The following is a 20,480-nucleotide window of genomic DNA, read 5'->3' as shown; positions in this document are numbered from 1 at the left end:
CCCAGTCATCCCTCGGTGGAGGCAGACGGCGGAGGTGCGGTGGTGGGTATAGGGACAAGTGCAGGCGCCGAGGCGAAGGTGGGGGTGGCGGTGATTTCCGGCTCGGGTTCGGGCTCGGGCTCGGGTTCGGGCTCGGGTTCGGGCTCGGGCGGGGGTTCCGGAGCCTCGGTGACCGGAGGACCGGAGGACAGCGTGTAGCTGACCTGCGCTCCGGTGGGGACGGAACTTCCTTCCTGGGGATTCACACCGATCACCGTGCCCACCGGAGCCGAGGAAACCTGGGATCCCCCATTCACCGGCACGAGGCCGGCGCCCGCGAGGCGCTGCCGGACTGTGGCCTCATTCTGGTTGAGGAGGCCGCCGGGCACGGTGACCCGTTCGGGACCGTCCGAATAGGTCACCGTGATGCTGTCACCCCGGCTGAGGGTTCCAACGGGGTTGAGCCCCAGTACGGTGCCCTCCTCCTCCTCCGAGCTGACGGGTTCGAGCCTCACTGTCAGGCCGAGGGCGCCGAGCTCGGCGGCCACCTGGTCGACCTGCCGTCCCTCGTACTGGGCTGCCGAGACGATGATGTCCTCCACCTCGGGGGTGGTTTCCTCCGCGGAGGGTGACGGTGTGGAAGAGACCGGCGGGGAGCTCGACGGCGGCGTGCTGGTCCGTGGCGACGGAGTTGAACTGGTGGTCACCGCCGGTGCCGGGTCGGTTTCATCACCGGCGAGCAGCGGGCCGATGGCCAGGGCCGCGATAACCAGCAGAGCCAGCATGAGCAGCACGATGAGCGGAATCAGCCAGGGGCTCCGGCGGCGCTCCACCTCCTCGGGTGGATCCCCGCCGTCGATGTCCTCCTCCGACCAGTTCCGCGACGCGGCGATGGCACCGGCTCCAACTGCTGCAGCGGGAGCTGCGACGGTGGGAAGCGCTGCAGTTGAGGAGGAAGGAACTGTCCGGGTCGCCGCGGTGTCCTGGCGCGGGACCGGGGCCGTCGCCGCGCCTGCCGGACCTCCGAAGAGCAGCATTCCAGGCACGGCGGCCTCAGCTGCCGGTGTGTTGCCGGCACGGATGGCGTCCACGGCGCGGGCCAGCGCCTCGGCATTCGCAGGCCGGTCGGCAGGGTCCTTCGCCAGCATCGACGCGATCAGGGCGCGGACCGGCCGCGGGATCGATTCCGGGAGCGGAGGCGGTGCGTCATTGACCTGGGCGAGGGCAATCGCGATCTGCGATTCCCCGGAGAACGGACGCCGGCCGGCGAGCAGCTCGTACCCGATGACACCCAGGGCGTAGATGTCGCTGGATCCCGTGGCGGGTTGTCCGGTGGCCTGCTCCGGTGCGAGGTACTGCGCAGTACCCATGACCTGCCCTGTTGCCGTCAGGGGGACCTGATCGGCGAGACGCGCGATGCCGAAGTCGGTGATTTTCACACGGCTGTTCGGCATCACGAGGATATTTCCCGGTTTAACGTCCCGGTGTACGAGCCCCTGACGATGCGCGACGGCCAGGGCGGTGGCCGTCTGCCCGACGATCGAGAGGGTACGGTCCGGCGAGAGCACCTGCTCCTTCTCGATCACCGCGGACAACGGTTGCCCTGGAACCAACTCCATCACCAGGTAGGCCGACCCGCCCTCTTCGCCGTAATCGAAGACGTTGGCTATACCCTCATGGCTCAGGAGCGCGGTGTGGCGTGCCTCGGCCCGGAACCGGTTGAGGAAGGCCGGATCCCCCGAATACTCCTCCTTGAGAATCTTGATGGCGACCACACGGCCGAGCACCTGGTCCCGGGCCTTCCAGACCTCACCCATTCCACCGATGGCAATGCGATCCGTGAGCTCGAACCTGCCGCCAAGGGTGATTCCCGATGTAGGCCTCACTGGTTGAGCACCGCCTCTATGATTCTTTGTGCACTCGGACTTGTCAGTTGGCTTCCCGTGGCGATATCCACGTTCTCCATGACGATGGACACTGCAACCTGGGGGTCATTCGCCGGAGCGAAGCCTGTGAACCATGCGTTGTCGCCGGTTTCGCTGAGCTCCGCCGTACCGGTTTTTCCTGCCACGTCCACCCCGGAAACCTGGGCGCCGCGGGCTGTCCCATTCTCCACCACATTGACCATCCACTCCGTCAGCTGGTCGGCGGTGTCGCCGCTGATGGGCTCGCTGAAGACCTCGGGCTGGGGAGATTCGAGAAGTTCAAGATCAGGCGCGCGGACCGACTTGATGAGATTGGGCTTCATCAGTACGCCGTCGTTGGCGATGGCCGCGCTGACCATCGCCATCTGCAGGGGTGTTACCTTCACGTCGTACTGGCCGATCGCGGAGTAGGCGAGCAGCGCCTGGTCGAGTTCCTCGGGGAAGGAGCTGGCCACCACGCGGGTGGGAATAAAGAACTCCTCGCCGAAACCGAAAGCCTCGGCCTGTTGGCTCACCCGCTCCTGCCCGAGCTCCCAGGCGATCTGGGCGAACGGGGTGTTGCAGGACTGTTCGAGGGCGAATTCGAGATCCGCGGTGCTCCTTGAGGCGCAGTTGCCGTTCACGTAGTTCGGCAGTGCCTGGGACGAGCCGGGAAGCTCCAGGGCGGCAGGATTGGGTATCTCGGAATTCTCATCGAACTGGCCGGACTCGAGGGCAGCTGCGGCGACGACGAGCTTGAAGACGGATCCGGGAGCCACGAGTGACTCGGTGGCGGGATTCGTGTAGATCGACAGACCGGGAACCTCGGACAGTTCAGTGACATTCTCGATCACGGCGCTCGTGTCGTGGGCGGCGATGAGGTTGGGATCGTAGGAGGGCTTTGACGCCATGGCAAGGATGTTGCCGGTGCGAGGCTCCGTCACCACGATCGTGCCCTTCTGGCCGTCCGGAATGAGGTCGAAGGCGAGTTGCTGCAGCTGCGGGTCAATGGTCAGCTCGAGGGAGGCGCCCGCGACCTGCTCATTCGAGAACAGCCGGACAACACGGTCGTAGAAGAGTTCGTTGCTGGTTCCGGACAGTAGGTCGGACTCGGCCTTTTCCAGATGCGTGGATCCATTGACCAGTGAATAGTAGCCCGTGAGGTGGGCGTAGAGGTTGGGCTGTTTGTACACCCGCTGGTAGTTGAACTGGTCGTTGGACGGCACGGATTCGGCGACAGCGCGGCCGTCCACGAGGATCGCGCCGCGTGGACGGCCGAAGTCCTGATAGATCTGACGGTTGTTCCAGTCATTCGTGCTCAGCGCCTCGGCCTGGAAGAACTGCACGTAGGTCAGGGAGCCGAGGATCAGTGTGAACATGCCGATCGCGACTATCCAGGATCTGCGGATTGCCTGGTTCATCGGGTGGCCTCCGTGGGGTGTCCGGGGGTGGGGTGGCCGCCCACGCCAGGTGGGTCGGGAAAGGGACTTGTCATGGGGCCGCTCGGCGCTGGACGGCGTGCGGCTTCCGAAATCAGCAGGAGAAGAGCCACGATCAGCCAGTTCGCCAGCAGCGATGACCCGCCGGCGGACATGAAGGGGGTGGTAAGTCCGGTCAGGGGGATCAGACGCGTAATCCCTCCGATGACAACGAAACACTGCAGGGCGATGGTGAAGGAGAGCCCGCAGGCGAGCAGCTTCCCGAAGCCGTCCTTTGTGCCGAGAGCCGCACGGAATCCGCGGGACACCAGCAGCACGTAGAGCATCACGATGGCGCAGATGCCGATCAGGCCCAGTTCCTCGCCGAGGGCGGCAATGATCATGTCGCTGTTGGCGTAGGTGACGAGATCCGGCCGTCCCTGGCCCAGACCGGTCCCCGCAAGCCCGCCGCTGCCGAGCCCGAACAGCCCCTGGACAACCTGGCCGCTGCCTCCGGGCGCCCGGTTGTAGACCTCCGGGTCGAAAGCATTGATCCAGCTGTCGAAGCGCAGTGCAACATGGCTGAACAGCTGCAGCGCGAAATAACCGCCGACGCCGATCAGGGCCAGCCCGATCAGCACCCAGCTCACCCTGCTCGTCGCCACGTAGATCATGGCCATGAAAAGGCCGAAGAAGAGGATCGATGAGCCGAGGTCCCGCTGGAAGATGAGCACACCGATGCTTACGAACCAGGCGGCGACCATCGGCGCGAGGTCCTGGAACCGTGGAAGCTGCAGGGGTCCGATCTTCTTGCCGGCCAGAAGGATGAGGTCGCGATTGGTCGACAGGTAACCGGCGAAGAAGACGGCGAGCGTGATCTTGGCTACCTCGCCCGGCTGGAAGGTTCCGATACCCACGGAGATCCAGATCCGCGCGCCGTTGATCTCCAGCCCCAGCGGGGTGAGGGGGAGCAGGAGAAGGACGGCGCTCACAATGAGCGAGATGTAGGTGAAGCGGCGGAGGATCCGATGGTCCTTCAGGAAGACCAGCAGCACGGCGGCAGCGCTGATCGCGACGCCGGTCCACAGCAGCTGCTGCTGTGCCACCGGGGTGAAGGCGGCGTCGTCGATCCGGGGGAGATCCAGCCGGTGGATCATGGCCAGGCCGATGCCGTTGAGGGCAAGAACGATCGGGAGTATAACCGGATCGGCATATTTGGCACGGACCCGGAGAATGATGTGGATCAGCAGGCCCATGCCCACGAACGTGGAGGCCTGGGCCCAGAAGTAGGGGTTGAAGGGCTCCTCCCTGTCCAGCCCGGCGATGTAGTTCGCTCCCACCGCGACGGCGAAAGCGACAAGGAGCAGAAGGGCCTCCACGTTTCTGCGCGACTTCGCGACAGTCAGAACGTCGCTCATTCCGGACCTTCCTCACAGGTGATCTGCGGCTGGGCCTCACCGGACGGGCGGTCCCCGACAGCTACGCTGCCGCTGGGCTCGCTGCCGGTGGGATTGCTCGCGCTGGGGCTGGGGGCAGTGGTGGAAGGTTCGGGGGCAGGCGTTCCGGTTTCGGTCGGACCGGGCGCGGGAGCGGGAGCGGGACTGCCTTCACCTGGACTGCCTTCACCTGGGCTGCACGGAACAGCCCGGAGTTCACCGCGAAGGTCCTGCACAATCCGTTCAGCTTCCTGCAGATCGCTGGCAGGCAGGGTGTCCATGAGCCTGGACCTCTGGTACTCCGGCAGATTCGACACAGGGATGTCCGTCACCTCATAGACCTCACTGAGGCGGAAAGGGCCGATGCTCTGGGGGACACCGCTGTAGATGGCGACCTTGCTCTCGGCTTCGGCAACGTAATAGCGGGTCTGCGTCCAGGTGTACCCGAAACCGACAACGGCAACCAGGATCAGGGCCATCAGGCCGAGGAACGCCGGCATCAGCCACCGCCGCTTCGCCGGAGGGAGATCCCCGGAATCGTCCGCGGCGTCCTCCCCGGAGGACGCCGCCCCCCGATGGGTCAGCATCATGGCGGCCCGGCGCTCACTGGAACGCTGGGTCACGATCGGTATCTGGCCGGTCTCCGTTGCGAGGGCAGCGGAGCCGACGAGGATGTGCGGGCGGGTCAGCAGGTCCTCGCGGATGATGTCAGCCCGTATCGCAGCGGCCGGCAGTCCGTCGTTGACCTGTGAGGGATCGTCACCGCCTTCTGGACTGGCCGCGCTGTGCTCGCGCTCGCCCGCTGCTTCACGGGCAGGGGGGATGGCGGTCGGCATGACCACCTCGTCGTCGTCGGCCTCGATCACTTCGACGACCACCACGGTGATGTTGTCGGGAGAACCGCCTGCAAGTGTCAACTCGACGAGCGCGTTGACACATTGCCGCAGATCCTCCGTTTCTCGGAAGACCTGCTCGACGACGTGCTCACTGAGGACGGCATTCAACCCGTCCGAGCACAGCAGCCAGCGTTCACCCGGTGTGACGTCGAAGGACTCGAGGTCAAGCTCGGGACTCGCATCAACATCTCCGAGCACACGCATCAGGACGTTCTTGTGAGGATGGACCTCGGCCTCCTCGGGCCGGAGCCTGCCCTCGTCGATGAGCCGCTGCACGAACGTGTGGTCCTTGGTGATCTGCTGGAAGACGCCGTCCTTGAGGCGGTAGGCACGCGAATCACCGATGTGTGCCAGCTCCAGACGTTTCCCGTCAAGGAGTAACGAGGTGACAGTGGTGCCCATACCGGCGAGCTGGGTATTGGTGCTGACGAGTTCCGACAACAGGGAATTGGCCGTCTGGATCTCATCCGCGAGGTGGACACCGGCGTTTCCCCCATGATCCGCCCGGTCGAGGTGGACCAGATCGAGGACGGTGGAGGCCGAGGCGACGTTGCCGCCTGCGTGTCCGCCCATGCCATCCGCCACGACCGCCAGGTAGCGTCCGACGTACGCTGAATCATCATTCTTGGCGCGCACCATTCCGACATCCGAGCGCGCCGCAAACCGTAGAACAAGGGCCATGTCTATGGCCTCAATTCAATAACCGTCTTACCGATCCGGATGGGTACGCCCGGCTCGACGGGCAGTGCACGGGTGAGCTGGGACCCCGCGAGGAACGTGCCGTTGGTTGAACCCAGGTCCTCCACGAACCAGCGGCTCCCCTGGGGGAACAGGCGGGCGTGCCTGCCCGATGCGTAATCGTCCTCGAGGACCAGCGTTGCTTCCTGGGCACGTCCCAGGAGGATGGGGCTGGATGTGAGCTCGAGAGTGGTGCCGGTGAGTGGACCCTCGGTCACCACGAGCTGGTGCGCCTGGACCCGCGAAGGGGGTGCCTCCTGGATCAGCTCCGGGTGCTTCCGTGCCTCGCGGGCGGTGGGAGTGCCGGTTTTGTTGCGCTGGCCGACGGCGAGGTCGCGCCTGAGCGCGCTGACCGTGCTGAGGACAAGGATCCACAGCAGCACCAGGAAACCGTAGCGCAGCAGTGTGACGGTCAGTTCGCCTGCTTCGCTCATGGTGTGTCGCCGGCTTTCTGGATGGGTACCAGCCGGAAGGTGAGGCGCGTCCGCCCCATGGTGATGGCTGATCCGTCGGTCAGCTCCGCCTGGCCCTGGACGCGCTGGCCATTGACGTAGCTGCCGTTCGTGGAGCCGAGGTCGACGGCGAATACACCACCGTCCGAAGCCCTAATCTCAAGATGCCGCCGCGACACTCCGGTGTCGTCCACGAGGATGTCCGCATCGGAGGAGCGCCCGAGGATGATCGACCCCGCATTGAGCGAGTAGCGCTGGCCGTCCAGTTCGAGGACGGGCTGGTAGCGCGTCGGCTGTCGCCGGGGGGCAGAGGGCGCGTGTGCGGCAGGTGGCCTGCGCCCGCCTTTTTCCATGCTGGAGTCGAGCTCGAACACACCTGTCTTGAGGTCGGGGTCGTGTGCGAAGGAAACCTGCACCGGGCCCTGGAGGGTGTACTGCTGACTGTTGACGTGACGGATGACCACGTCACAGAGCTCCTCGGCGAGGGTGGAGCCCCAGCGCTGGGCGTTCGCGAAGTCTGCATCGGACAGGCGGGCGGTGAAGACGTTGGGTGCGAGGGTGCGGCCCTGGGCGAGGACCATCGATCGGTTGTCCAGTTCCCTGCGGAGCGCACTGGCAATCTCGACCGGTTGCACCTCTGACCGGGAACCGGTGGAGAAGACGCCCCGGACCATTTTTTCCAAACCGCGTTCGACGTTGTCGAGTATGCCCATTTTCCGCCTCCTGACCTTTTTCCGAATGTTCCTGGTGCTGCGGAACCTGCCTGGGTTGTCCACCGGATTGTCTGCCGGGTTATTCGCCGGTGGCCTTGCCCGAGGCAGTGTCCAGCCGGGCACGTTCACCCCGATACTACGTGGGTGCTCTGGGAATGACATTAACGGAGCAGGCCCGGCCGCTACTTCGCGCCGGCGATCGGGCGCCGGGGACGAGGACGGCCCGGTGGGCCGGAGCAGTCCGTTTAGGTGTTTCGTCACCGGCTCCGTTATGCTTGTTTCTGCTGTTCACAAGGCGATCCGGAGTTCTCCGGCGGCTTGGAATCTCGAAATTGCGCGAGTGGCGGAACGGCAGACGCGCTGGCTTCAGGTGCCAGTATCCGAAAGGGTGTGGGGGTTCAAATCCCCCCTCGCGCACGAAGGATCAGGCAAAAGGCTCCCGGCTCCGGGGGCCTTTTGCCGTTGGTGGACGGTGTCCCGCGCGTGGCACGCGGCCCGTCAGCGGAAGTCCCGGGATCTGGTGGTTGCCTTGAGCTGCAGCACCTCGAACCGGTCCGCTACGAGGTTCACCACTCCCTCCGGAGACCGTTCGAGGATGCCCCGAACGATCACGCTGCCGGCTTCCCGTGCCACGCGGCGGTACCGCTGCCACACTCCCACCGAACAGATCACGTTCACCAGTCCGGTTTCATCCTCCAGGTTCAGAAACGTGATGCCGCTGGCAGTAGCAGGGCGCTGGCGGTGGGTCACCACCCCGCCGGTTTCCACGCGCCGTCCCGACTCGGCCACCTGCAGATCCGCCGCACTGAGCGCACCCCGGCGCTTCAGCCGAGCCCGGGCGTGGCGCACCGGGTGGTCATCAGGAGTGATACCCGTGGACCACAGATCCGAACCCACCCTGTCGAGGTCGGACAGCTCGGGCATCAGGGGCGGCTGGATATAGACGGCGGTGCCCCTGAGCTGGCCTTCCCGCTCGGTGGAGGCCGGGCCCGCGTCCCACAGGGCGTCGCGCCTCGACAAGCCCATGGAGTCGAAGGCCCCGGCGGCAGCGAGTGCTTCGAGCTGTGCCGAGGTGAGTCCGGTACGCCTTGCAAGGTCCCTCATGTCCTCGAAGGGGCCGTTCCGGGTTCGTTCGGCCACAATCTTCTCCGCGACCTTCCCACCGATGGACTGCACGCTGTCCAACCCCAGCCGCACCGCATAGTTGCCGTCACGGCGGTGGACAGTGGAATCGAAGGGCACGCTCCGGTCGAACGGACCGACGGGCGGCTGATGCTCCTGGACGCAGCAGTCCTTCCCGGTGGTTCGCGACGGGGGATCTTCTCCGGGCGCAAAGCCGTCAAGAGGCTCGAGGTCCGCGTGGACGCCGGAATGCAGGATGTCCGGGCGCAGCACCTCCGCTCCGTGCCGCCGCGCATCGGCAACGAGTGTCTGCGGCGAATAGAACCCCATGGGCTGTGCCCGCAGCAGCGAGGCAAGGAAGGCTCCGGGGTAATGGAGTCTCAGCCAGGCACTCACATAGACCAGCAGGGCGAAACTGATGGAGTGGCTCTCGGCGAAGCCGAAGTTCGCGAACGCATGGATCTTGGTGTAGATCGCATCCGCCACCTCTCCGGTGATGCCGTTCGATGCCATGCCCGCGTAGAGCTTGGCGCGCAGGGAATCAATCCGTTCCTCTCCCCGCTTCGATCCCATGGCCCGGCGCAGCAGGTCGGCGTCGGCTCCGGTGCAGCCGCCCACCACCATGGCCATCTGCATCAGCTGTTCCTGGAACAGGGGAACACCCAGTGTCCGTTCGAGTACCGGCTTCAGGTCCGGGTGAAGGTAGCGCACCTCCTCCTCACCCGTCTTGCGCTTGATATAGGGATGGACGGCGCCGCCCTGGATAGGGCCCGGACGCACGAGGGCCACTTCGATCACGAGGTCATAGAACTGCCGTGGTTGCAGCCGGGGAAGCATTCCCATCTGGGCGCGGCTTTCCACCTGGAACACTCCCACCGAATCGGCGAAACACAGCATGTCATACACGCCCTGCTCCTCCTTGGGGATGCTGTGCAGCGCCCACCGCTCACCGAAGTGCTTTTCCACGAGGTCGAAGTTGTACTGGATGGCGGCAAGGATTCCGAGGCCGAGGAGGTCGAATTTCACCAGGCCCATCCAGGCACAGTCATCCTTGTCCCACTGAAGGACGGTCCTCCCCTCCATCCGCCCATGCTCGATGGGGCATACTTCCCCGACGGGGCGGTCCGTCAGCACCATCCCCCCGGAATGTATGCCGAGGTGCCGCGGAAATTTCAGGACCTCCCGGGCAAGGCCGACCACCGAATCCGGGATGTCATGGTCACTACTCGACACCGACCCTCCCCAGCGTTCCACCTGTTTCGACCAGGCATCCTGCTGGCCGGGGCTGTGGCCCAGCGCCTTGGCCATGTCGCGGACGGCGAACTTGGGACGGTACGTGATGACATTGGCAACCTGTGCCGCATTGAACCTGCCGTACTTGCGGTAGACATACTGGATGACTTCCTCGCGGCGGTCGGAGTCGAAATCCACGTCGATGTCGGGTTCTTCGTCCCGGAGGCTGGACAGGAACCTCTCGAAGGGCAGCTCGTACCGAATCGAATCCACCGCGGTGATTTCCAGCAGGTAGCAGACGGCCGAGTTCGCCGCCGAGCCACGCCCCTGGCACAGGATTCCACGGCGGCGGGCGTAGTGCACCAGGTCATGGACAATCAGGAAGTATCCGGGAAAGTTCTTGCTCTCGATGACGTCCAGCTCGCGCTCTATCCGTTCCCTGACATCGCTCCGCCCGCCATACAGTCTGTCCGCCCCCTCCCAGACAAGATGCCGAAGGTAGCTCATCTGGGTGTGGCCGTCGGGTAACTCGATATTCGGCAGGCCGGGTTTGACGCTGCGCAGACGGAAAGCGAGGTCCCCCGCAATATCCACCGTCTGTTCCACAGCTCCCGGATAGGCGCGGAATCGGGTTGCCATCTCGGCGCCGCTGCGCAGGTGCGCGGCGCCCGCTGCCGGGAGCCAACCGTTCATCTGGTCGAGGCTCCTGCGTGCGCGGACGGCAGCCAGCGCAGTAGCGAGCCGGTGCTGCCCGGGAACGGCGTAGTGCACGTTGTTCGTCGCGATGACGGGTAGTTTCAGCCGGGCACCCAGAGCGGCCAGGGCATCATTGTGTGCCGTGTCCAGGGGATTGCCCTGGTCGGAAAGTTCAACGGCCACGGAATCCCGGCCGAACAGGTCCAGAAGGCGAACGATTTCCACCTCCGCAGCCCTGTCGCCGCCGGAGACGAGGGCTTTCCGAACGGAGCCCTTCCGGCAGCCGGTGAGGATCATCCAGGAACCCGCAGCATGCTCGGCAAGATCCTCCAGGCAATAGCGGGGTCTTCCCTTTTCCGCTCCTTCGGCCAGCTGCGCCGCGGTGATGGCACCGGCAAGACGGTGGTATCCGGCCGATCCGCGTGCAAGCACCAGGAGATGGCTGCCCTCGGGGTCCGGCTCGCCGTTCTGGGGTTTCGACAGTTCGAGGGAGAGCTCGGTGCCGTAGATGGTGGCAAGGTCCGGATACTTCTCTGCGGCCTCGGCCAGATGCACCGCGCCGTAGAAGCCATCGTGGTCGGTGAGGGCAAGGCCCTGCAGACCCAGCCGGTGAGCTTCCTCCACCAGCTGTTCCGGGCTGGATGCGCCGTCCAGGAAGCTGAAGTTCGAGTGGACGTGAAGCTCGGCATAGGGCGTTCCCTGCCCCTCGGGAACCGGAAAGGCTTGTGGAGGGGCAGCATAGGGCTGGCGTTTCCTCGACCAGGCGGGACTGTCGCCGCCGTCGGCGCCCGGCGGAGGCGAGCCCGGTCGTGTCCTGTCGGACAGGTTCCGCTCGAAGTCGGACCAGGGTACGGGAGGGTTGCTCCAGGCCATCTGTGATCCTCCTCGTTCCTGGTTCTGTGCCCTAGTCGTAACTGGCTTCGGAAAACCACTCCTGGTTCTCGAGAAGCAGGAGCCAGGCGGAACCGGATGAATCCACCAGCTGAAAACGGTTGAGCATGCGCCCCCCGGGATCCCACCAGCGCTCGTTGATGGGCCAGGGGCCGGCCCAGGAATGCACCGGCCACCGCTGGTCGATGGCGGCGCCCACGGTGAAGAAAGCCGGATCCGCACTGACCAGCCCCCGGGGATCGACGGCGACGGGGTTTCCCCGTGCATCGACGACGACGGCGGGAACCGGCACCGCGAAGACCGTGGCCGGAACCGGGCCGGGAAGCCGCCCGGGCCACGGCTGGGTTTTATCCTGGGCCGCCGGTGAGTCCCCCCATGGAATGTAGACCCTGCGGTCCGCGAGAAGCCGTCCGCCGGCAATCACTGCCGTCAGCACGGCCCCGTGGCCCAGCATGCTCTGCACACGTGCCAGCCCGTGGTGGATACTTTCATCGGGACCCGTTCCCCACAGCCCGTCGGCGTGGTCGCCGAGGTCCTCGACGAGGCCGGGAACAACCTGCACGCGGGTGATCCCGGACGTCAGCCCGTGGTCGGCTGCATTGGTTCCCTGCAGTTGCCAGCGCACGCGGTCCACGACGTCGTCGGCGTCGAACCAGCGCGGGTGCTGCCACAAGCGTTCGGACACCTCGCCGGATTCGGTGTGCAGCGCCACCTGCACCGCTGTGCACACCAGCCCGGCCCGCCTCAGCCCGGCCACGAAACCTTCGGCAGTTCTGCGGAAGGCAAAGGCCAACTGGTCGATGCGCACCAGGGGCGGTTCGAAATGGGCGGTCACTTCCAACTGGAGAGGAGGGGTGCGGTCCACCACACTGAAATGGTCAAGACCGCTGGACTGCCGGTGTGCCAGTGCGCCCTCTGCGCCGAACCTGTTGCGCACATCAGCAGCACCCAGGGCAGCAAAATCACCGAGGGACCGAATGCCCAGGCGCTTCAGCAGCACCGCCAACCGCGGCTGTTCGAAAACATCGAGGGGCAGAGTGCTGAGGAACCAGGGGGATCCTCCGGGAGGGATGATGCAGAGCGGCTCGGCCTGCGGATCCTCCAGTGCCTCCGTTGCCTCCGTTGCCTTCGCGGCCTGCTCCGCGGCGAAAGGGCCGTCGGCAATCCCGACACGGACATCGGTCAGGCCGATGGCGGCGAGTGTCTGGAGCACCACGGATGCGGCGTTCTCCTCACTGCCGTAATAACGGGACGGGCCCTTGATCCGAATCGCACACAGCCCAGGACGCAGTACCTGCACTCCCGGCATGATGGTTTCCACCGCCGTGGTGACGGGTTCAAAACTGCGGATATCCAGGAACGGGTCGTAGGGCAGGACGATGAGGCCGGTGCATCGTGCCTGCGCCTCACGAAGGCGAAGACCCCGCCGTACGCCGTTCTCCCGGGCCGCGGGTGAGCAGGCGAATACCTCGCCCCCGTCCACCAGGGCAAGGGCGGCATGGACCTCGAGCGAGTGCTCACGGATGGCCGCTGTGATGGGCCAGTCCGGACACCACAGCATCAGAGTCCGGGTAGCTGTACGAGCGGCCGGAGGCCCGGGTACTGCTGTTCCGGTGTTCATGAGGACTTTTTCAGGGCCGGCTGGAACAGGGCACCGCCGTCGTGGGGGGTAGGGGAACGTTCTCCTGCGGCGCCGGCGCCGGAGGCCTGCCAGGGGCTCCGCTGCAGATCGGTCAGACCCACATAGGTATGACGCAGCCGGCCGGCCGGATTGGTGGCGGTGATCTTCATCCTGCGGGTTCGGAGGTGGCCGGTTCCTGCCCCCAATCCCTCCCAGGCACTCTCGGCGATACTCAGGGTTGAATCGCACTGCTGCCAGGTGCCCTGGGTGATCAGCACGGCTCCGCGCTGCCGAAGCCGGGACTTCAGCCGTGCGGTATCCGAAGGGGCAAGGTGTGCGGGGGAGCGTGTCAGCACAACGGAGACCACATCCACGAGCGCTGCCGTCACGGTGAGCCACTGGGCCCCGGGATCCGGAACCAGGATGAGCCGCTCCAGGTTGATCCCAAACTCTTCGGCGGCCTCCACGCTGAATTCGGGCAGCCCTACAACGCTGCACCAGGCACCCGTTGCCGACGGGCCGGCGAGGAGCGCCATGGCCAGGGTGGCGGAGTTCCGCACCGCGTAGGAGCCACCGGACTGCAGGCCTCCTCCGGGGAGGATCTTTGCCAGCGCAGGAACAGTGGGAAGCCTCCGCGAATCCAGCCGGCTCGATTGCATCTGGTTGATGCGGAACTGGAGATCAGGAAGGGAACTGACGTCCGGCTGCAGAGCCGACGAGCCGGAAAGCCCGGGGTCGGGAGGCCCCTTGCGTCCGAGCGCCCCTGCAGCTGATGGTGTCACTCGTCAATATTCGAATACGTGTTCTATTAAGTCAATCACCGCAGCACGGGTCCCCTCCGTGGCGGTGCAGCGGACCGGGTCAGTCGTCGTTCTGCTTCTGGCGCTGGAGGTCGCGCTCCTTGACCCGTTCCGCTTCGGCGCGGACCGCGGCCTGCGTGGACCGTTCGGTGACAAGCCAGGCGGGAGGCGCCTGCAGGAGTGCGGTGATGTCCGCAGTGGTGAGCGGATCGGTGATTCCCCCGCGGGCCAGTCCGCCGATCGATATTCCGAGTTTCTGTGCCACGACCGGTCGGGGGTGGGGCCCTGTCCGCCGCAGTTCCGCAAGCCATTCCGGTGGTGTCTGCTGCAGTTCGTTGAACGCGGCCCGCGTCAGCTCACGGTCCTGGAATTCCTGGGGAGCCGCGGGAAGATAAATCCCCAGTTTCTTGGCCGCAGTGGCGGGCTTCATGGTCTGTGGTGCTTTTGCGGGGGTCATCCATCCAGCTTAACCGGCCCGGCGCAGGTGGATGTCCCGTGCGTTAGTGTGAACCTGTGCCCGAGCTCCAGCCCCGATCCCTGTCCGTGGGGTTTGTCGCAGGCGTCACGCCGGGCAAGTGGGCGGCCCGGTGGCGGAAACGGCACCCCGGGGTCGAGCTTGAACTTCACCCCCACGACGACGACGCCCTCCCGGCGCTGCAGGCCGCCGGATTCGATGCGCTTTTCGTGCGGCTGCCGATTGGGCGCCAGGGGCTGCACGTCATTCCCCTGTACGAGGAACAGGCAGTGGTGGTGATGTCCAGGGAGAACGAGCTGTCCCTCTATGAGGAGGTTCCCCTGGCCGAGCTCGAGGCCGCACATCGGCTCAGCGTCGAAGAGTGCGGCGGGCCGAAGACCGCAGTGGAGGTGGCAGCGTCCGGGGCTGGTGTTGTGGTCCTGCCGATGTCCCTCGCCCGGCTGTACATGCGCAGGGACGCGGTCCACCGTCCGGTGCCGGAGTTGCCCGGCACCGTAATCGGCATCGCGTGGCTTGAGGGCAACGGGTCACCCGATGTCGAGGAGTTCATCGGTATTGTGCGGGGGCGGACCGAGCGGAGTTCGCGTCAGCCGTCAGCCCAGGAACCGGCTGATGCGAAGCGAAGTGCCTCACAGAAGGCGGCGGCCAAAAAGGCCGGCTCCCGGGAGGCCGGCGGGAGGAATGCCGGATCGAAGGGCTCCGGCGGGAAGAGTTCCGGAGCCAAACCGATCCAGGGGAAGCCGAAAAAAGCGTCGCCGCCCGGCCGGCGGGGCCGTCGTCGTTGACTTTCGTCGTTCGGTAACGAAGACCCATGAGCAGGCAGCGCGGCTAGACGGCAGCCGGTTCGGTGACTTTGGCGGTCGGTGTCATGTTCTCGGCATCGACCATCCACGCGTACTGCTCGAGTTTCTCGATGAAACCGTGCAGGATATCCGCGGTGGTCGGGTCTTCCTCATCGATCTGGTCGTGGACGTCGCGCATGGTCTTGACGGCGGCGTTCAGCATCCGCACCACCAGGGTGACGGTGTCCTGGGTCGAGACCAGTCCTGCGGGAAATTCGTTGAGGGAGGAGCCCTTCGCAACGGCTGTGCTGCGCCCGTCGGGGACGGCGTGGAGGGCGCGCATACGTTCAGCCAGCTGATCGGCGAACAGTCGGGCGTCGTCGATGATCTCATCGAGTTGCAGGTGCATGTCACGGAAGTTCTTGCCCACGACGTTCCAGTGGGCCTGCTTGCCCTGGAGGTGCAGTTCAATGAGGTCGACCAGAACTGCCTGCATATTGTCCGTGAGGGTGGGTGAAGCTTTCATGGATCCTCCAGTAGTAGGAAAAGTGCCCGCCTGGGCAGTATGGAACCGACGGAATTCATCGCTGCGGTGGCCGCGCGGATCACTTTCACCCTAGACCCGCGTGTTGGCCAAATCCAACCGATCTGCATATTCTAAGGGTACTTACGGTTTTACCGGCCTGTGACCCTTTCGGGGCAGCGGATCGGAAGGTCGAAGTCTCTACGAGGGAGCAAATTCATGGCGAAAGTTCAGGAATCAATCGACGTTGCAGTGCCGGTGAGCACTGCGTACAACCAGTGGACCCAGTTCGAGACTTTCCCCAAATTCATGAGCGGTGTCGAATCCATCACGCAGACCTCCGACACCCTCACCCACTGGGTGACGAGCATCGGCGGGGTTCGGCGCGAGTTCGACGCCGAAATCACCGAGCAGCACCCGGACGAGCGCGTGGCATGGAAGAGCACCGACGGCGAGTCCCATGCAGGAGTGGTGACCTTCCACCGGCTCGACGAGAGCACCACACGCCTCATGGTGCAGATCGACTGGCACCCCGAAACCTTCACGGAAAAAATTGGCGCCGTGGTGAACGCGGACGCCGCGCAGGTCAAGGGAGACCTCAAGCGGTTCAAGGAGTTCATCGAGAAGAGCGGCGGCGAAAGCGGTGCCTGGCGCGGGGACGTCAGTGCGCCGCCGTCCGGGGTTGTCGGGGAAGGCGCACCGGCCGACGGCAATGTGCCCGACCGGTCCCTGGATGATCCGGACTCGGGCGGACCGCGGCTGGGTACCGGGATCTAGCGGTTACAGTTCTCCCATCCCGATGGTCTCGATGGCCTCGGCGGCGCCCCGGAAGATGGTGGCGATCGTCGAAGCATCAAGGTTGGGTTCGGTGATGCCGGGCAGGCTGACGGCGGTGCCGACGGCGGTGCTGATCACAGGGTGCGCCAATCCCCGCTCGTGAGGTGGGATCCTGCCTGCGGCCCCATCTGCAGCATGCCTCCGTCCACCACGAAGGACGCGCCGTTGACGTAGCTTGATGCGGGCGAGGCGAGGAAGGCGATCACGGCGGCCACCTCGCGGGCGTCGCCCGGCCTGCCCACGGGGATTCCGGGGCGGTCCACCTCGCGGGGGTCCTGATCGCCGGCGTCGTTCATGGGGGTGGAGATTTCACCGGGCAGGACGGCGTTGGCCGTAATCCCCCGGCCGGCCAGTTCGAGGGCGATCGTCCGGATGAGGCCGCCGAGTCCGTGCTTCGATGCGTCGTAGGCTGCGGACCCTACGCGCGGTTGTTCCTGGTGCACGCTGGTCACCGCGATGATGCGGCCGCCCCTGCCGGCGTCGAGCATGTGGCGGGCCGCCCGCTGGATGCAGACGAAGGCACCGTCGAGGTTGGCGGCCATGGTGCCGCGCCACGTGTCCCAGTCCGTGTCCATGAACAGAGTGCCGCCGTTGACCCCTGCGTTGTTCACGAAGATGTCGACACCGCCCAGTTCTTTCGCAAGCTGATCCACCACATCCCCACACCCGGGGGCATCAGTGGTGTCAAGCCGCGCCACGGCGGCTTTCTGTCCACGCTCGCGGACCAGACGCGCCGTTTCCTCGGCGCCGTCGGAGTCCGAGTGCCAGGTGATACCGACGTCGCATCCGGCGTCGGCGAGGGCCAACGCTGTAGCGCGGCCGATTCCCGAGTCGGATCCTGTAACGATTGCGGTGTTGGGTGAAAAGTCCATGCCTTCATCCTTGGCAGCCGCGGGAGGGTATGGCAAGGGGAAAATGGTGCCTGCGCGGGGCCTCGATCCCCGGGCCTTCCGCGTGTGAAGCGGATGCTCTACCAGACTGAGCTACACAGGCAAATGGTTCTTCCACAGTTTAGGGCATTGGGCGCGCCTGCCCAATTCGGCACGGAAGATGTGCCGCCGGATGCGGTAGGCGTTCACCACGCCGGACGAAATCGTGGTGGCACCCGGGACCGGGCGTGGGTAGCCTGATGGATGGAAGGCTAGCCAGAGGGAGACACCGTGAACGACCAGGACATCCTCCAGCGCATACAGGTGCTGGTCAAGGAAGAGCACGACCTTCGTGGAGGGTCCCCCGCCAGGGACGGCGGCACGGATCCGGAACAGAAAATGCGGCTGAAGCGCGTTGAGGAGGACCTGGACCAGTGCTGGGACCTGCTCCGGCAGCGCCGCGCCAAAGCCGACGCGGGTGGGAACCCCGCGGAAGCCGACCCGCGGCCCATCAGCCAGGTCGAGGGCTACCGCCAGTAGATGAAGTGTTCTCTTGTTCTCTTCGACGTCAACGAGACGCTCTCCGATATGGGGGGCATGGCGCAGCACTTCGAGGAGGTGGGCGCTCCGCCGGGAACTGCGGCGTTATGGTTCGCCTCGCTCCTGCGTGACGGGTTTGCCCTGACTGCCGCGGGCGTCAACCCGCGCTTTGCCGAACTGGCGGGGGGATCACTCCGGAGAGTCCTCGCTGCCGAGCCCCTCAACCGGAACCTGGACGACGCCGTCGGCCAACTGCTGGATGCTTTCCAGCAGTTACCCGTGCATTCCGATGTGGCTGACGGCCTTGCCGCCCTGGCCCGGCGGGGGATACGGGTGGCTGCCCTGACGAACGGCGCGGCAGGTACGGCAACCTCGCTGCTGGAAAGGGCCGGTCTGCGCGGCCACTTCGAGGAAGTTCTTTCTGTGGAGGACGCGCCCCGGTGGAAACCGGCGGCCTCGGCCTACGGCTACGCGGCGGAGGCCTGCTCCACGCCCCTGCCGGACATTGCGCTGGTCGCGGTTCATCCCTGGGATATCGACGGCGCTGCGCGTGCCGGGCTGAGGACCGTCTGGCTCAACCGGGACGGAGCCGCATTCCCGGCGTACGCGACGGCACCGGATGTGACAGTGCGGCACTGCGCGGAGATCGCTGCATGCCTCAACCCCTGAATGAGTAATTCCTCCACCGCTGCATTCCTCGAGCAGACCACCGGTGGGGAAAAGCCGGCCGAAACCCTGTGAGCTGCTGCACGGGTCGAGTTTCAGGTCACGGTGAAGATAGGACTGAGGCTGGCGGTAAGGGCGGAGGTGCTGATATGCAGCGTGTATTGGCCGCTGGCTGGTCCACCGAGGGTGAGGTTGCTGAAGGTTGCGACACCGGCCACCGCGTTGACGGTGGTTGAACCACTTAGGGTGCCACGGGCCCCGGTTGCGCCTGTGCTGGTCCGTAGTGCGATGGTGACTGCCGTGGTGCTGGTGGTCCGGTTGCCGAATTGGTCGACGACCAAAGCTGTAACGGTGGGTGAGAAAGTGATGTTCTTACGCACGTTCGTGGGTGGCTGCAGATACTGGACTCTGGCTGGTGCCGCGGCGGTAATGGTCTGGGGCTGGCTTGCTGCGGTGAGTCCTGCGGACGCGACGGTGAGCGTGGGGGATCCTGCCTGGGTGTCACCGTAGTAGAACGTGGTGGTGGAGGTTCCGGCGGGGACAGTGAGGGAAGCTACTCCGGTCGTAGCTCCACGGGTGGAGGAGAACACGCGGGTTCCGGTCGATGAGGAGGAGGGGGTGAGTGTTGTTCCTGCGGCTGGAGCCAGGGCTGGGTTGCCGAAGGTGTCCTGCAGTTGGACAGTGATCGGGCCAAGGCTCGCGGTGGTGGCCGCGGTTCCGGTGGCGGGAGCGCTGGTGTAGGTGATGCGGGACGCGGCGCCGGCGCGGACGATGGGTGTTTGGGTGGTGCTGCTGAGTCCTGCGGACGCGACGGTGAGCGTGGGGGATCCTGCCGTGGTGTCTCCGTAGTAGAACGTGACGGTTGTGGCTCCAGGGGGGATGGTGATCTGGCTGGTGGTGGCGGAGCCCTGCGTGGTGGAGAAGGTGCGGGTCCCGGTGGAGGTTGAGGTAATGCTCAGGGCTTTGCCGCCGGTGAGCGCGGCGACGGGCGCGCCTGCTGCGTCGCGAAGTTCGACGGTGATCGGGCCGAGGTTCGCAGTGGACGCGGTGGTGCCGAAGGGTGCTGCGGTGGTGATGGCGAGCTGGGTGGCCACGGGGGTGGTGATGGTCCCGTCCTGGAACGCACCGGTGAGACCGTTTGCGGAGGCAGTGATCCTGGGGGTGCCGGTTTTGGTGTCTCCGTAGAAGAAGGAGGTCGCAGTCGAGCCGGCCGGGATGCTGACCGAGGTGACGGTGGTGGCGGAGCCCTGCGTGGTGGAGAAGGTGCGGGTTCCGGTGGAGTTGGAGGACAGGGTGATGACGGTTCCTCCCGCGGGTGCGGCGGCTGGGTTGCTGAAGGTGTCCTGGAGTTGCACGGTCAGCGGACCGAGGTTCGCGGCGGTCGAGGTCGGACCGGACACCGGCGGGGTGGTGTACACCAGCTTCGCGGCCGGCGCGGCGGTGATGGTCTGGGTTTGAAAGGCGCTGACCGTCCCGGTGGAGCTGACACGGAGACTGGGGGATCCGGTCCGGTTGTCCCCGTAGTAGAACGTGGCGGTGGAAGCCCCGGCCGGGATGGTGATGGTGGTGATGGCCGCGCCGTTGCCGGTCGCGGCGAAGGAACTGGCACCGGTGGACGTCGAGGTAAGGCTTACGGGGAACCCGGCCGCGGGTGCCGGGACAGGGTTGCCGGCGGCGTCCACGCGCCGGATGGTGATGGGACCCAGGTTCGCTGTCATCGCTGCCGTCCCGCTCAGCGCTGCCGTGGTGAACACCAGCTGGGATGAGCCGACCGTGAACGCGGTGCTGGTCGCAGAAACGAGGCCGGCGCTGGAGGCGATGAGGGTGTATCCGGTGCCGGGCTTGTCGATCAGCAGGTTGCTGAACGTTGCGACGCCGTTGGCGTCGGT

At 65.7% G+C, this 20,480-nt stretch carries 17 protein-coding genes, 2 tRNA genes and 1 pseudogene; 5 read left to right on the top strand and 15 right to left on the bottom strand.

The window, feature by feature from the left end; genetic code table 11:
* Nucleotides 1-5: 5 nt before the first annotated feature.
* Genes Y704_RS22350 through Y704_RS0117180 form a run of 6 tightly spaced genes read right to left on the bottom strand, consistent with a single transcriptional unit; the run spans nucleotide 6 to nucleotide 7,536 of the window.
* Nucleotides 6-1,865, bottom strand: coding sequence for a protein kinase domain-containing protein (locus Y704_RS22350; protein WP_081747738.1), 1,860 nt, complete (start codon nucleotides 1,863-1,865; stop codon nucleotides 6-8).
* On the bottom strand, nucleotides 1,862-3,304 hold the full coding sequence (locus tag Y704_RS0117200) for a peptidoglycan D,D-transpeptidase FtsI family protein (RefSeq protein WP_026551020.1): 1,443 nt from the start codon (nucleotides 3,302-3,304) through the stop codon (nucleotides 1,862-1,864). Before Y704_RS0117200 ends, Y704_RS22350 begins: the two co-directional genes overlap by 4 nt.
* On the bottom strand, nucleotides 3,301-4,719 hold the full coding sequence (locus tag Y704_RS22345) for an FtsW/RodA/SpoVE family cell cycle protein (RefSeq protein WP_051477330.1): 1,419 nt from the start codon (nucleotides 4,717-4,719) through the stop codon (nucleotides 3,301-3,303). Before Y704_RS22345 ends, Y704_RS0117200 begins: the two co-directional genes overlap by 4 nt.
* Nucleotides 4,716-6,314 carry a PP2C family protein-serine/threonine phosphatase gene (locus Y704_RS22340; RefSeq protein WP_253904387.1) on the bottom strand — a complete coding sequence of 533 codons (1,599 nt, stop codon included), beginning with the start codon at nucleotides 6,312-6,314 and terminating at the stop codon, nucleotides 4,716-4,718. The genes Y704_RS22345 and Y704_RS22340 overlap by 4 nt, the downstream gene beginning before the upstream one ends.
* 2 nt (nucleotides 6,315-6,316) lie before the next feature.
* On the bottom strand, nucleotides 6,317-6,805 hold the full coding sequence (locus tag Y704_RS0117185; RefSeq protein WP_026551019.1) for an FHA domain-containing protein FhaB/FipA: 489 nt from the start codon (nucleotides 6,803-6,805) through the stop codon (nucleotides 6,317-6,319).
* On the bottom strand, nucleotides 6,802-7,536 hold the full coding sequence (locus Y704_RS0117180) for an FhaA domain-containing protein (protein ID WP_026551018.1): 735 nt from the start codon (nucleotides 7,534-7,536) through the stop codon (nucleotides 6,802-6,804). The genes Y704_RS0117185 and Y704_RS0117180 overlap by 4 nt, the downstream gene beginning before the upstream one ends.
* A 334-nt stretch (nucleotides 7,537-7,870) precedes the next feature.
* On the opposite strand from Y704_RS0117180, the gene Y704_RS0117175 reads away from it, so the two are divergent.
* Nucleotides 7,871-7,953 (top strand) — tRNA-Leu (locus tag Y704_RS0117175).
* Nucleotides 7,954-8,034: 81 nt separating this feature from the next.
* Here Y704_RS0117175 and Y704_RS0117170 read toward each other — a convergent pair.
* The 4 genes from Y704_RS0117170 to Y704_RS0117155 all read right to left on the bottom strand — a co-directional run bounded on the left by Y704_RS0117170 (nucleotide 8,035) and on the right by Y704_RS0117155 (nucleotide 14,356).
* Nucleotides 8,035-11,460 (bottom strand): error-prone DNA polymerase, encoded by a 3,426-nt coding sequence (locus Y704_RS0117170; protein ID WP_026551017.1) that lies wholly within the window; start codon nucleotides 11,458-11,460, stop codon nucleotides 8,035-8,037.
* Nucleotides 11,461-11,491: 31 nt separating this feature from the next.
* Nucleotides 11,492-13,039: a DNA polymerase Y family protein gene (locus tag Y704_RS0117165; RefSeq protein WP_253904386.1), complete on the bottom strand. Its 1,548-nt coding sequence runs from the start codon at nucleotides 13,037-13,039 to the stop codon at nucleotides 11,492-11,494.
* 56 nt (nucleotides 13,040-13,095) lie between these two features.
* Nucleotides 13,096-13,881, bottom strand: coding sequence for a hypothetical protein (locus tag Y704_RS22335; RefSeq protein ID WP_155850420.1), 786 nt, complete (start codon nucleotides 13,879-13,881; stop codon nucleotides 13,096-13,098).
* A gap of 79 nt (nucleotides 13,882-13,960) precedes the next feature.
* On the bottom strand, nucleotides 13,961-14,356 hold the full coding sequence (locus tag Y704_RS0117155; RefSeq protein WP_026551015.1) for a DUF5997 family protein: 396 nt from the start codon (nucleotides 14,354-14,356) through the stop codon (nucleotides 13,961-13,963).
* 56 nt (nucleotides 14,357-14,412) lie between these two features.
* Between Y704_RS0117155 and Y704_RS22330 the strand changes: the two genes are divergently transcribed.
* Nucleotides 14,413-15,159: a LysR substrate-binding domain-containing protein gene (locus Y704_RS22330; protein ID WP_253904385.1), complete on the top strand. Its 747-nt coding sequence runs from the start codon at nucleotides 14,413-14,415 to the stop codon at nucleotides 15,157-15,159.
* A 43-nt stretch (nucleotides 15,160-15,202) separates the two neighbouring features.
* On the opposite strand, the gene Y704_RS0117145 is transcribed toward Y704_RS22330, so the two are convergent.
* Entirely contained in the window at nucleotides 15,203-15,682 is a 480-nt protein-coding gene (locus Y704_RS0117145; RefSeq protein WP_026551014.1) for a Dps family protein, read from the bottom strand.
* 216 nt (nucleotides 15,683-15,898) lie between these two features.
* Between Y704_RS0117145 and Y704_RS0117135 the strand changes: the two genes are divergently transcribed.
* Nucleotides 15,899-16,456 carry an SRPBCC family protein gene (locus Y704_RS0117135; protein WP_026551013.1) on the top strand — a complete coding sequence of 186 codons (558 nt, stop codon included), beginning with the start codon at nucleotides 15,899-15,901 and terminating at the stop codon, nucleotides 16,454-16,456.
* A 3-nt stretch (nucleotides 16,457-16,459) separates the two neighbouring features.
* Here the strand turns inward: Y704_RS0117135 and Y704_RS25600 are convergent, their stop codons facing one another.
* The 3 genes from Y704_RS25600 to Y704_RS0117120 all read right to left on the bottom strand — a co-directional run bounded on the left by Y704_RS25600 (nucleotide 16,460) and on the right by Y704_RS0117120 (nucleotide 17,509).
* On the bottom strand, nucleotides 16,460-16,594 hold the full coding sequence (locus tag Y704_RS25600; protein WP_275451076.1) for a hypothetical protein: 135 nt from the start codon (nucleotides 16,592-16,594) through the stop codon (nucleotides 16,460-16,462).
* Complete coding sequence (locus Y704_RS22325) at nucleotides 16,591-17,388, bottom strand: SDR family oxidoreductase (RefSeq protein WP_035773295.1); 798 nt, start codon at nucleotides 17,386-17,388, stop codon at nucleotides 16,591-16,593. Before Y704_RS22325 ends, Y704_RS25600 begins: the two co-directional genes overlap by 4 nt.
* A gap of 44 nt (nucleotides 17,389-17,432) precedes the next feature.
* Nucleotides 17,433-17,509 (bottom strand) — tRNA-Val (locus Y704_RS0117120).
* 167 nt (nucleotides 17,510-17,676) lie between these two features.
* On the opposite strand from Y704_RS0117120, the gene Y704_RS0117115 reads away from it, so the two are divergent.
* Both Y704_RS0117115 and Y704_RS0117110 read left to right on the top strand, forming a co-directional pair.
* Nucleotides 17,677-17,925, top strand: a complete 249-nt coding sequence (locus Y704_RS0117115; RefSeq protein ID WP_026551012.1) for a DUF2630 family protein — start codon at nucleotides 17,677-17,679, stop codon at nucleotides 17,923-17,925.
* Nucleotides 17,926-18,594, top strand: coding sequence for a haloacid dehalogenase type II (locus tag Y704_RS0117110; protein WP_026551011.1), 669 nt, complete (start codon nucleotides 17,926-17,928; stop codon nucleotides 18,592-18,594).
* Between the two features lie 92 nt (nucleotides 18,595-18,686).
* Here Y704_RS0117110 and Y704_RS24695 read toward each other — a convergent pair.
* Nucleotides 18,687-20,480 (bottom strand): annotated as a pseudogene (locus Y704_RS24695) (hypothetical protein); the annotation flags it as partial.

It is taken from the genome of Arthrobacter sp. Br18 (assembly GCF_000520555.1).
Lineage (GTDB): Bacteria > Actinomycetota > Actinomycetes > Actinomycetales > Micrococcaceae > Arthrobacter_D.
Note: the sequence above shows the minus strand (reverse complement) of the source record. Positions and strands in the feature narration are given on the sequence as shown.